This is a genomic window from Flavobacterium sp. N1736, assembly GCF_025947065.1.
In the GTDB taxonomy this organism is placed as follows: Bacteria; Bacteroidota; Bacteroidia; order Flavobacteriales; family Flavobacteriaceae; genus Flavobacterium.
Genome location: NZ_CP109994.1, coordinates 530376 through 542666, shown reverse-complemented (window position 1 = coordinate 542666; position 12291 = coordinate 530376). Strand labels below are relative to the sequence as shown.

Annotated in this window: 15 protein-coding genes; 10 read left to right on the top strand and 5 right to left on the bottom strand. The window is 32.4% G+C overall.

Translation table 11 applies throughout. From position 1 onward, the window contains the following. Positions 1 to 5 precede the first annotated feature (5 nt). Positions 6 to 548 carry a DUF6452 family protein gene (locus tag OLM54_RS02295; protein ID WP_264536999.1) on the top strand — a complete coding sequence of 181 codons (543 nt, stop codon included), beginning with the start codon at positions 6 to 8 and terminating at the stop codon, positions 546 to 548. Continuing rightward, on the top strand, positions 520 to 1329 hold the full coding sequence (locus tag OLM54_RS02290) for a DUF6048 family protein (protein WP_264536998.1): 810 nt from the start codon (positions 520 to 522) through the stop codon (positions 1327 to 1329). The genes OLM54_RS02295 and OLM54_RS02290 overlap by 29 nt, the downstream gene beginning before the upstream one ends. 82 nt (positions 1330 to 1411) lie before the next feature. Here OLM54_RS02290 and OLM54_RS02285 read toward each other — a convergent pair whose 3' ends face one another. The 3 genes from OLM54_RS02285 to OLM54_RS02275 all read right to left on the bottom strand — a co-directional run bounded on the left by OLM54_RS02285 (position 1412) and on the right by OLM54_RS02275 (position 3887). Further along, on the bottom strand, positions 1412 to 2104 hold the full coding sequence (locus OLM54_RS02285) for an aspartate/glutamate racemase family protein (RefSeq protein WP_264536997.1): 693 nt from the start codon (positions 2102 to 2104) through the stop codon (positions 1412 to 1414). Between the two features lie 197 nt (positions 2105 to 2301). After that, positions 2302 to 2538 (bottom strand): hypothetical protein, encoded by a 237-nt coding sequence (locus OLM54_RS02280; protein WP_264536996.1) that lies wholly within the window; start codon positions 2536 to 2538, stop codon positions 2302 to 2304. Positions 2539 to 2723: 185 nt separating this feature from the next. Then, complete coding sequence (locus tag OLM54_RS02275) at positions 2724 to 3887, bottom strand: THUMP domain-containing class I SAM-dependent RNA methyltransferase (protein WP_264536995.1); 1164 nt, start codon at positions 3885 to 3887, stop codon at positions 2724 to 2726. A gap of 132 nt (positions 3888 to 4019) precedes the next feature. On the opposite strand from OLM54_RS02275, the gene OLM54_RS02270 reads away from it, so the two are divergent. Together OLM54_RS02270 and OLM54_RS02265 are read left to right on the top strand one after the other, a co-directional pair. After that, a complete protein-coding gene (locus tag OLM54_RS02270; RefSeq protein ID WP_264536994.1) occupies positions 4020 to 4784 on the top strand; it encodes a class I SAM-dependent methyltransferase in 765 nt (254 codons plus the stop codon). Positions 4785 to 4884: 100 nt separating this feature from the next. Continuing rightward, entirely contained in the window at positions 4885 to 5553 is a 669-nt protein-coding gene (locus OLM54_RS02265) for a ZIP family metal transporter (RefSeq protein WP_264536993.1), read from the top strand. Positions 5554 to 5776: 223 nt separating this feature from the next. Here OLM54_RS02265 and OLM54_RS02260 read toward each other — a convergent pair whose 3' ends face one another. Together OLM54_RS02260 and OLM54_RS02255 are read right to left on the bottom strand one after the other, a co-directional pair. Then, positions 5777 to 7939, bottom strand: coding sequence for an outer membrane beta-barrel family protein (locus OLM54_RS02260; protein WP_264536992.1), 2163 nt, complete (start codon positions 7937 to 7939; stop codon positions 5777 to 5779). A 154-nt stretch (positions 7940 to 8093) separates the two neighbouring features. Beyond that, positions 8094 to 9236, bottom strand: coding sequence for a helix-turn-helix domain-containing protein (locus OLM54_RS02255; RefSeq protein WP_264536991.1), 1143 nt, complete (start codon positions 9234 to 9236; stop codon positions 8094 to 8096). 104 nt (positions 9237 to 9340) lie between these two features. On the opposite strand from OLM54_RS02255, the gene murQ reads away from it, so the two are divergent. From murQ to OLM54_RS02225, 6 genes are all read left to right on the top strand, one after another. Then, positions 9341 to 10153 (top strand): N-acetylmuramic acid 6-phosphate etherase, encoded by an 813-nt coding sequence (gene murQ / locus OLM54_RS02250; protein ID WP_264536990.1) that lies wholly within the window; start codon positions 9341 to 9343, stop codon positions 10151 to 10153. A gap of 174 nt (positions 10154 to 10327) precedes the next feature. Continuing rightward, positions 10328 to 10549: a DUF6095 family protein gene (locus OLM54_RS02245; RefSeq protein WP_073393518.1), complete on the top strand. Its 222-nt coding sequence runs from the start codon at positions 10328 to 10330 to the stop codon at positions 10547 to 10549. A gap of 27 nt (positions 10550 to 10576) precedes the next feature. Beyond that, a complete protein-coding gene (locus tag OLM54_RS02240; RefSeq protein WP_264536989.1) occupies positions 10577 to 10807 on the top strand; it encodes a hypothetical protein in 231 nt (76 codons plus the stop codon). Continuing rightward, positions 10792 to 11109, top strand: a complete 318-nt coding sequence (locus OLM54_RS02235; protein WP_264536988.1) for a type II toxin-antitoxin system RelE/ParE family toxin — start codon at positions 10792 to 10794, stop codon at positions 11107 to 11109. The genes OLM54_RS02240 and OLM54_RS02235 overlap by 16 nt, the downstream gene beginning before the upstream one ends. Further along, the gene (locus OLM54_RS02230; protein ID WP_264536987.1) at positions 11097 to 11669 is read left to right on the top strand and encodes a pentapeptide repeat-containing protein; all 573 of its coding nucleotides are present in this window, start codon (positions 11097 to 11099) and stop codon (positions 11667 to 11669) included. Before OLM54_RS02235 ends, OLM54_RS02230 begins: the two co-directional genes overlap by 13 nt. 36 nt (positions 11670 to 11705) lie before the next feature. Then, on the top strand, positions 11706 to 12281 hold the full coding sequence (locus OLM54_RS02225) for a DUF1572 domain-containing protein (RefSeq protein WP_264536986.1): 576 nt from the start codon (positions 11706 to 11708) through the stop codon (positions 12279 to 12281). Positions 12282 to 12291 lie beyond the last annotated feature (10 nt).

Genomic DNA, 12291 nt, shown 5'->3' with positions numbered 1-12291 from the left:
TATAAATGAAAAAAATAATCTCTTTTTTATTACTCTTTGCTTTTGGTTTATCAAGTTGCGAGAAAGATGATATTTGTGATCCGGGTACGCCAACCACTCCCCGATTGATAATTTCGTTTTACGACATTAATAATTCAAACGTAAAGAAAAAAGTGACCCGATTAAAAGTAATTGGAGATGATCAGGCAAAAGGAATAGTTTTTAACGAAAGTGCTCTTGAAGATGATGAAACCAGATATTTAACAAGCGGTGACTCCATTGGTATACCTTTAAAAACAGATGCAAATACGGTTACTTTTAGCTTTATTTTAAATTCAGGAGATGTTAATCCAGCTCAAACAAATACTGATAAAATAAAATTTAATTATACCAGACAAGACGTTTATGTATCCAGAGCTTGTGGTTTTAAAACTATTTTTAAACTCGATCCGCTAAAACCTTACGAACAAACAGATCCTGCCGGAGACGGTTTATGGATGCAGAATATTGATCCAATAAATCTTAACATTGAATACGAAAATGAAACACACATTAAAGTATATTTTTAGTATTTGCCTATTGTTTTCAATGTTTCTGGTTAAGGCTCAGGACTCGACAGTAACAAAAGAAATCGCTAAGGAGAAAACAAAACCGGTAACAAAACCCGCAATTCAGCAAACAAAAACAGATACTGTTGTTCCTCCAAAAACAGATCGTTATGGTTTGCGCGTAGGTGTTGATTTGTACAAATTAACCCGTGGTTTTTATGATAAAGATTATAAAGGAATTGAAATAGTTGGAGATTTCCGTTTAACAAAAAAGTATTATATAGCTGCAGAACTTGGTTTTGAAGATAAAACCACAGATGATGACCGATTAAATTCAACCGCAACAGGAACTTACATTAAGGGTGGTTTCGATTACAATTTGTACCAAAACTGGCTTGATATGGAAAACATCATAAGCATTGGTTTACGTGGTGGTTTTAGTACTTTTAGTCAGCAATTAAACAGTTATAAAATTTATAATGCAAATCCATATTGGGGCGAACAGCCGTCAATTGCATCCGGTCAAAAATACGACGGACTTACCGCAGGATGGCTTGAAGTTGCAGCAGGTTTAAAAGCGAAGGTTTTTAATAACTTTTTTGTTGGTTTTGGTGTTCAGCTAAAACTTTTGGTTGCCAATAAAACGCCGGACGGTTTTGATAACCTTTACATTCCCGGTTTCAACAGAACATACGATGGAAATTTTGGAATTGGTTTTAATTATACCGTTTCTTATTTTATTCCAATTTACAAGAAAAAAGTAATTGTTCCTGAAGTTAAAAAGAACAACCCTAAGAAATAATTTACCAATAAATAAAAGCCACGAATTCACAAATTATTAGTTTTAATTCGTGAATTCGTGGCTTATTTTTTTACTTAATTCTTTAAGACAATTGAAATTCAACAGCTGCTTTTGAATGGATCAAAGCCGTGTCAAAAACAGGAACGGTCACATCTTCCGGCAAAATCACTAATGGAATTTCTGTACAGCCCAAAATAATTCCTTCCGCTCCGTCTTTTATTAATTGCGCTGCAATTTCCAGATAGCGTTTCTTGGTTTCAGGTATTACAAGACCTTTTCCTAATTCCTCAAAAATTGTAGTGTGAATAAAATCTTTATCATCTTCATTATCAGGAATAATTGCTTCAATTCCCTGAGCCAGAAGTTTATCTTTAAAAAAATCCAGTTCCATTGTGAATTTCGTTCCCAATAAACCAACCTTCTTTAAACCCTGCTTTTTAATTTCAGCCGCAGTTGCAGTTGCAATATGTATAACCGGTAAATTTATTGCAGTTTCAAGTCTGTCTGCAATAAAATGCATCGTATTTGCACACAAAACGATCGCCGTTGCGCCGCCTTGCTTTAGAAATTGACAGCCTTTTAAAAGCATATTGAAAGTAGAATCCCAATCGTTGTTTTCGTTATTTTTTTTAATATCAGCATAATTAAAAGAATAAATCAAACATTCAGAGAAGTTCAAACCTCCCATTTTTTCATTTATTCCATGATTTATAAGTCTGTAGTAATCAGCCGTAGAAACCCAGCTAATTCCGCCTATAAGTCCAATTACCCTCATAATTAACTCATTTTTTACCCGTTGGGTACAATTAATAAAAGTTTTAAATCTATGTATCCTAATGTCTTACATATTTTTCACGCAGATTTAAAAAGATTAAAGCAAATGCACGCAGATAATTATCTAAATTTTAATCTGCTCAAATCTGCTAAATCTGCGTGAAAAAAAACCATGTAATCCTTAATCTGTGGCTAAAATTATCCTATTTCTCTAATTCCTTTTATAAAAATCCATTTCATAAATAGCTTTTCCCCATCTTTAGTTTTTACCGCCTGAAATTTAGGCGAAATCAAAGTAGCTATAATAAAAGCCGTCATCGGAACCCAAAGTCCCGTTAAACCTGTATATGTTGCCACTAAAAAACGACCTAAAATAAATAGAATCGCGAAACATCCTAATTGATATAAAAAAGCTCTTATTTGTAGTTTTGACATTTTTTTCTTTTTAAGATTCAAAGTTGCAAAGGTTCAAAGGGACAGAGGTTTTCTCTTCACTTCTTTAATCTTTGCAACTTTTTATATATTGACTTGTAGTTTTATCTTTTTTTGAGTTTTTAAAGACACAAAGATTAGACCCGCTAAGGAAACCTTTGTCGCTTTGAACCTTTGCTCCTTTGTACCTATTCAGAAACTTGAAATTTCGTTCTCTTACTTCCTTCGTACATTTCGTATTTTACCAAACGTGCTTCAAGACTTGCGTTAAAAAGCTTGATTTTTCTTGAAGGTTTTAATCCTACGAATTTTAAGGCTTCAAGATTTGCTGTGATAAACCACGCGTTTGTTCCCGGATAACTTTTCTTTAAAGTATCACCAATATTTTTGTAGAATTCTTCCATATGAATATCCAAACGCTCATCATAAGGCGGATTAAAAACCATGTGCAGTTTTCCTTCTACCGCTTTTTCAGAATCAAAAAAGTTATCTTCTGAAATCGTAACGTAATCATCAAGATTCGCATTTTTAATATTGTCTTTGGCTTTATTTACAGCACTTGGCGCTTTATCAAAACCTTTAATAGTATAATGAAATTCCTTAGTTTTCTTCATTAAACTATTTACAATCTGATCAAATAAATCATTATCCCAGTCTTTCCATTTTTCAAAAGCAAATTCTTTTCTGTTAATATTCGCCGGAATATTACAAGCGATCATCGCCGCTTCTGCAAGGAAAGTTCCCGATCCGCACATTGGATCTAAAAAGTGACTTTGACCTTCCCAACCTGACAATAATAAAATTCCTGCCGCCAAAACTTCGTTGATTGGCGCAATATTCGTTGCCGTTCTGTAACCACGCTGATGCAGTGAATTTCCGGATGTATCCAACGCAACGGAAACCTGATCTTTATCAATATGAACATTAATTCTTAAATCCGGAAAAGCTTTATCAATACTTGGGCGTTGTCCCGTTCTTTCTCTAAACTGGTCAACAATAGCATCTTTACATTTTTGAGAAACAAACTCAGAGTGGTTAAAATAAGTAGAATGCACCGTTGCATCAATAACAAAAGTTTGGTTTGCATTTAATAATTTCGACCAGTTTACGCCCGAAATTCCTTTATATAAAGCCTGTTCATTGTTTGCTCTAAACGAATAAATTGGTTTTAAAACTTTAAGTGTCGTACGCAACGATAAATTAGCTTTATACATAAAACCTTTATCGCCTTTAAAGCTCACCATTCTTACCCCTTTTTCGACATCCTGAGCACCAAGATCTCTTAATTCCTTCTCTAATATTTCTTCAAAACCAAAAAAACATTTGGCTATCATTCTAAAATTTTCTTCCATCTTTATTTTTGTATTAAAAAAAACTCCGATCGCAAACACATATCTGATTATTCAGGTATCGTCACGAAATAGTTATTTTTCGGCAAAAATACACTAAATTTGCGGTACTTTGAATTAATTGAAATAGAATAAATGTCTGAAGCACCCAACTCATCAACACCTAATCAGGACCGAAATACCGAAAACTGGTTTACTTCATGGTTTGATACTCCCTATTATCATATTCTTTATAAGGATAGAAATTATCGCGAAGCTCAGATTTTTATGGATAACCTGACACATTATTTAAATTTGCCTGAAAAAGCAAAAGTGCTTGATTTAGCTTGTGGAAAAGGGCGTCATTCTATTTATTTAAACCAACTTGGATTTAATGTTTTAGGAGCAGATTTATCTGAAAACAGCATTGCCGAAGCCAGCAAAAACAGCAACGAAACCCTGCATTTTAAAGTGCATGATATGCGTGAGCCTTTTGAAGAAAAATTTGATGCTATTTTTAATCTGTTTACCAGCTTTGGATATTTTGAAAGCGACGATGACAACTTAACAACCTTAAAAGCCATCAAAGAAAGTTTATCTGAATATGGTTTTGCCGTGATTGATTTTATGAATGTGGCAAATGTAATCGAAACATTAGTGCCTGAAGAAGTAAAAACAGTTGACGGAATCGATTTTAAAATTAAAAGATATGTTGAAGACGGACATATTTTTAAAGAAATAGATTTTGAAGATCAAGGCAGAAATTATCATTTTACCGAAAAAGTAAAAGCTTTAACGCTAAAAGATTTTGAAGAATTAATGGCCGAAGCCGGAATTTTTCTGTTGGATATTTTTGGAGATTATAAACTTAAAAAATTCCATAAAACCGAAAGCGAACGATTAATCATGATTTTTAAATAGGTTTAATCGTTGAACCGTTGATTTGTTTAACCGATTAAACAAATAAACGATTAAACAGCTAAAAACGATTAAACAAATCAACGATTAAACCAATACAAAAATGAATTATCTACTACCCTTATTTTCTGTACTTTTAGGATATATTGTGGCTTTGTTTTTAAAACCTCAAAACAAAACCAATCTAAAATTATTACTTGCATTTAGCGGTTCATTTTTATTATCGTTAACCGTAATGCATTTATTGCCCGAAGTTTACGAATCTCACAATCATAACATTGGGTTATTTATAATGGTCGGAATTTTATTCCAGATCGTTTTGGAATTTTTCTCAAAAGGAGCAGAACACGGACACGTTCACGGACATGCACAAATGTCGCAAATTCCGTGGCTGTTATTTATAAGTTTATGCATTCACGCCTTTTTAGAAGGTTTTCCCGTAAGCCATCATCATGGTTTAGCCGTCGGAATTGCGATTCATCATTTACCGATTGCCGTAATCTTAACCACGTTTTTTATAAACGCAGGTTTAGATAAAAAAGCCATTTTTGCCTTCATGATCACATTTGCAGTCATGACACCTTTAGGAACAATCGCATCTGAATATTTATCTTTCTTAAATGATTATTATACCGAAATTACAGCAATCGTAATTGGTATTTTATTTCATATTTCATCGACAATTATTTTCGAAAGCAGCGAAGGACATAAATTTAATGTTGCCAAAGTTTCTATGATTGTATTAGGAATTTTATTGGCATTCTTTTTATAATTAAACAGCAACTTTTTATTAATTCTTTCTCTGTAATCTTGTCATTTCGAGGAACGAGAAATCACATCCAATAATCGACAAAGATTGATCACATTCTGGACGGAGTTTCAAGTGTGATTTCTCGTTCCTCGAAATGACAAAATGCAAAAATTGAAAGAAGCAGAAAAACTTTTCGTATCTCCTTCTTTCAATTTTCTAATTATCAAATTCCCTAATTATCTAATTAATTCCCCGTTCTCTTTTTCTCCTCCTGATTTCCAAAAGCGCGTTCTTTCACATTGATTTTCTTATTTCCAAAATTATAAACTACTGATAAACGTACAAATCTATTGCTTTCCGTTTGACTGTAAACCTGCTTTACGCCGTTTACAACAGAGGTAAAATCTTTTAAATAAGAAGAATTAAAAATATCATTTGCCAGAAATGCAATCTGCATCGTTTTATTTAATAAATCCTGTTTAAAACCAATATCAAAACTCGACGTATATCCTATTTCATATAAACCACTTTTAAACGGAGAACTATACGAAAAATCAATTTGCAATTTTGTAGTTTTCCCTAATGCAAAAGTATTATTTGTCGAAAGATCGATTTGCAGACTATTTTCCGGCGTTGCATTTATATCTTTAATAAATTCAGTTTTTGCACCTAAAAAGTATAGCGAATTTTCACTTTTCCACCAATCTGCAAAACTTGCCGAATAACTTTCTCCAATACCGTAATTTAAGTTTTTAAAATAATTCTCACGCGTTACAATTTGCGTATTAGTTTCTGGTTTTGAGGTAAATAAAACGCCGTAACCGTCTGTAACAATATTTACAAAAACACTGGTTCTTAAAATTTCTTTATAAGAATGAGCAAACTCAAAATTATCACTAAAAGAAGGTTTTAAAAACGGATTTCCTTCAGAATAACTATTACTATTAATGTAAATACGAAACGGATTCAGCAAGTCAAAACGGGGTCTATTAATTCTTTTTCCATAATTTAAACTAAAAGTATTGTTTTCATTCTTTTGATAGGAAGCATAAAATGTTGGAAATAACTTCAAATAATTATTTTCAGTTTCCTGATTCATCGTTTCAGAAAATCCGTTTGTTTTGGTATTCTCCAATCGTAAACCCATTTGAAAATTCCATTTTTCATTCAACTTTTTATCTGCATTAATATAAACAGCCTGATTATTTTCGGTGTATTTAAATTGGTTAGACTGGTTTGGGTCCAATTCCGGAATTCCTGTACTTGTATTATAATAAAACACATCACTTATACTGTTTGTAAAACTAATTTTGGCGCCGTACGATACGTTTACCGCCTGAAACGGATGTTCCATATCCGCCTTAAAACTCCAGTTATCAATATCCTGATTCGAAATATTTCTTCCCGCCTGATTTACATCAACAAATGTCATATCTGCCCTGTAATTATTGGCAATAAAATTTCTGTCGAATTTTGAATTGTAATCAAAATAGTCAACATCAAATGAAAGTTTTCTTTTTAGAGAATCTAATTTGGTTATCAAATGCGCATTATAAGTTTGATTGCCAGATCCTTTGTCCGTAAAACTATTATTCAGCGTAATATTATCCAATTGATTTTGGGTATTGTATTTGTTAATTATAATATCCGATTTAAAATCAGGGTTGTTCCTGTCATTTAAATATTGAAAACCAATTGTAGTACGTTCAGAAAGATCATAATCTAAAGCCAATTTTCCCGAGAGATTTTCACTCTTTACTTTTGTTGTACTTTTCATATGTGAAAGTCCGTCGGGAAAATACATTTTTAAGTCATCGGTAGCATTTAAATAGCCCGTTTTTCCGTTGATGCTGGCAGAAATTCTAAACTTATTTTTATTGTAAAAGAAATTATTCCTTAAAGTATAAATTCCATATTTATTTTGATCGTAAGACACTGTTGTTGTGTTTTTCCAGGAATCAATCGCACCTTTTTTCATTATAATATTGATCAATCCGCCAATTCCCTCTGCTTCATATTTTGCAGGCGGATTGCTTATAATTTCGATATTCTTAATATCACTTGCCGAAATTGATTTTAAAAAATTATTTAATTCTTCACCGGATAATTCAATCATACGTCCGTCAATCATCACACGAGAAGTCCCTTTTCCTAATATATTGATCGTATTATTTTGCACCACAACTCCCGGTGCCGTATTTATGGCGCTTAAAGCATCGCCGCCAACCGTTGTTACATTATTTTCAAGATGATAAATCAAACGATCTGTTTTTTGTTCGATCGTTTTTTTCTTAGATTGAATGACAACTTCACTAAGATTTGTTGTATTCTCTTTTAATTTAGGTGTTGCTTGTGCTAAACAAAATAAAGGCAATAATAAAAAGATAAGAAGGTTTGCTTTTTTCATGATTTCTAATTTTAAACTTGTTCGATTAATTTGAAGCAAAGTTGCCTTAGAAATTTTCGGGATTCGACCGACAAAAAAAAGTCGAACCAATTTCTCCTTAGGAAATTGGTTCGACTTTATCAGGCTCGAAGTACGACTTTTTACAAATCGCTAATTATGAAGCGTTTCGGTACGCTGTAGGCGTTAAATTTGTATATTTTTTAAACGAAGTATTAAATGATGATTTTGAATTAAAACCCACTTCGTATAATATTTCTAAAACGGTAAGCTGACTTTTAGACTGGTCTTTTAAAATTTGCATCGCTTTTTGAATGCGATATTCGTTCACAAAATCAAAAAAATGCTGATCCATTTGATGATTTATTAAAACCGATAAATCCCGAACCGGAATATCAATTTGATTGGCAAGTTCCTGAATGGTAAGCGACGGATCCAGAAAAGGTTCTTTCTCTGCCATATATTGTTTCAATGTCGAAATTTGACCGGAAATCAATTCATTTTGAACATTTGATGAAGCAGATTTATCTTCAACTTCCGGTAAAATATCTTTTGTGAGTTTCAATTTAGAATTAACTCCTCTAAAAAGTTCGGGATGATTGAGCGCTTTCATTATAAACCAGCACGTTATAAACAAAGCGATGCTTCCTACAAGTACATTTGCCCAAAGAAATACTTCTCTGAAACCGCTATAACGCAATAAATTTTTTAATGCCACAATTGAATGTGCTATAAGAAAAACACATGTTATCTGAAAAAGCCATTTATAAGTCGCAGTACTCGAATCAGCATAATTTTCTAAATAGATTTCTCTGTACTTTTTCAAAATAAAAAATACACTAATGATGTAAAACGCGTATTGAAATTCAATTAAAATCTGGATAAAATAAATCTCAGGTAATTGATTGAGCGTCGAAAGAAAACTATCTCGATCTGAGTCCAGATTAAGATATATCCTTGGAATAAAAACTAAATTGACCACTATAAAAGGGAGCAAATGAACTACATGTTTCCACTGTAATCTAAAATCAGAATAACAGACTGCCAATACAAAAAGGTAAAACAAAGGCATTCCAAATAAACAAGCTGTCGATCTAAAGATTTCCCAATTAAGTTGAGTTCGGGTTACGGCATCAATAAAAAATCCGCTGAGATCGACGGCAGAGAAAATGAAAAACCATGCAAACAATCGGTTTGCTAATTTATTTTCGGTTTTAACCGTTAATAAAAAAAACGCAAGCAATAAAGAAACAAAAACTGAGATGCCGCCAATCCCTTGCAATAAATCTAATTTATCCATTTATGTATTAATATTTAACAAATATAATATTTTAGTTCTTTCAAAAAGGTTCTCAAATTTGCAATAAAAAAGATTAATTTTGGGCAAGACCAATTATACTAAAAATGACGTTTACAAAAACCACAGAACAAGCTTCAAAATACGAACATTTAGAAAAAATGTCGGTTCATGAATTGCTTACCAATATCAATAATGAAGACAAAACTGTTCCGCATGCAGTTGAAAAAGCTTTGCCGCAAATCGAGGCTTTAGTGGCACAAGTTGTTGCGAAATTAAAACTTGGCGGACGATTATTTTATATCGGAGCCGGAACTTCGGGACGTTTAGGCGTTGTTGATGCTTCAGAATGTCCTCCTACTTTTGGTGTTCCTTTTGATCTGGTAAACGGAATTATTGCCGGTGGAGACACTGCAATTCGTCGTGCCGTAGAAAATGCTGAAGACAATGCAACACAAGCCTGGATCGATTTACAGGCAAATAATATTGGCGAACATGATGTCGTTATCGGAATTGCAGCCTCAGGAACGACGCCTTATGTTATTGGCGGATTAGAAACTTGCAATCAAAATAATATTTTAACGGGTTGTATTACAAATAATGCGGGAAGTCCTTTGGCTTTAACGGCTCAATTTCCTGTTGAAGTTGTTGTTGGTCCTGAATTTGTTACCGGAAGTTCGAGAATGAAAGCCGGAACAGCGCAGAAATTAGTTTTAAATATGATTTCGACCGCAGCAATGATTCAGCTTGGAAAAGTGAAAGGAAACAAAATGGTCGATATGCAATTGAGTAATATTAAATTGGTCGATCGCGGCGTGAAAATGATTATGGGAGAAATTCCTGTTACATACGAAGAAGCTTCTGAATTATTAAAAAAATATGGCAGCGTGAGAAATGCTGTCGATAATTATAATAAGTAAAAAGATTTTTTGTGAAATGTGAGATGATTAGTTTGTCATTTCGACGTGAGGAGAAATCACACAAGAAACTCCACAATGTATATTTACAATCTTTGTCGATTTACGAGTGTGATTTCTCCTCACGTCGAAATGACAAGAATAAACCTGAAACCTGAAACTTTCAAAACAAAAAAAATGGCAACAAATAAAGAATTACTGGGAAAAGGAGTTAAATATTTATCAGGTTCATTACCGTTATTATTTATTGGACCGTCCTTAATATATAATGCTTTTATGAACCAGCATACAAACTGGCATTATTTGGTTTTAGGAATTGGAATTGTGGCGTGTTTAAGTGCCATGTTTTTGATTTTTTATGGTTTGAAAATCATTATGAAAGGTTTGTTTAACGACTAATTTGTATCTTTACTAAAATTCTTCATCATGGATATACAAGCAGAAATAAATTGGATTCATCAAGAAATTGATAAAGTAAAAGATCCTTCTTTTGTAGAAAAATTAAAACATCTTTTGCAATCAATCAACAATTCTACCGTTGATTCAGATGCAGCTTATAATTTAGATATCGAAAATGCCTTAGAAAACATTAAAAAAGGTAATTTCTATACTGAAGATGAAGTAAAAGAAATTGCAAAAAAATGGGGAAGAAAATAATTTGGTCAAGCAATGCTCTTAATCAATTAGAAGACATACATTTTTACATTTTCTTTGAAAGTAAATCAATTACAATTGCAGATAATAAAGTAGTTAACACTATTTTTGACAGCACAGAAATACTAAAAACGCAACCAGAAATTTATAAACTCGATAAACAAAAGACCAGCAATGATGGTAGTTTTAGAGTTTATCCTGTTTATGATTATGCTGTTTCATACCAATTAACGGAAGAGATTATTTATATTCTTCGAGTACGTCACAATGCTCAGAAACCAAAAAAACATTCATGGAAAGCCTAATTCACATTCAAAAAACATTCGAGAAAGTCGTTTACATCGACAAAAAAATAAACAATCGGGAGTTTGAGGATTGTGTTTTTAAAAACTGTGATTTTTCTAATAGCAATTTTGCTTACAATACTTTTTTAGACTGCGAATTCATTGATTGTAATTTATCAATGACGAGTTTATTCAGTACAAGTTTGAAGAATGTGACTTTTAAAAACTGCAAGCTTTTAGGAATTGCTTTTAATGAATGTGATGATTTTTTATTTCAGGTTCATTTTGAAGAATCTGTTTTGGATTATGCTATATTTTCGAATAAAAAAATGCCAAAAACGAAGTTTATTAATTGTTCTGTAAGGGAAGTTACTTTTATAGGCACTAATTTAACAAGTTCGGTTTTTGATAATTGCAATTTAGAAGGTGCGATTTTTAATGACACGCAATTGGCTGCAGTAAATTTTAAAACGGCTTATAATTATAAAATTGATCCGGAATTTAACCCGATGAGAAAAGCGCAATTTTCGAATGACGGAATTGTGGGACTTTTAGATAAATACGATATTAAAATTGTTTAAAGAAGGCTGCCACGAAAAAACTCAAAATAGAAATTTATGAAAGCTGATGAATCTTATTTAGAAAGCGTTAAAAAGCAATTTCTATATTATAAAATGTTAGGCGAAAAAGCGGTAGATCAATTAGAACCGGATCAGCTTTTTGTTTCTGTAAATGAAGATACCAATAGTATTGCGACTATTATTAAACACATTTCGGGCAATATGTTGTCTCGCTGGACAGATTTTCTAACTACCGATGGTGAAAAAGAATGGCGTAATCGTGATGCTGAATTTGAAAATGATTTACGGTCAAAAGAAGAAGTTTTAATTGCCTGGAATAAAGGCTGGGATTGTTTTCTTGACGCTTTAAACAGCTTAAAATCAGAACAGCTTTCGGACATTATTTATATTCGAAATGAAGGTCATACCGTTATTGAAGCTATAAATCGTCAGTTGGCGCATTATCCATATCACGTTGGACAGATTGTTTTTTATGCCAAACAATTAAAAAATAGCAGTTGGGATAGTTTATCAATTCCGAGAAATAAATCAGGAAATTATAATGCTGAAAAGTTTGCCAAGGAAAAAGAAATTAAGAACTTTACCGATGAAGAGTTAAAGAGATTAAAATAACACTAAGTAT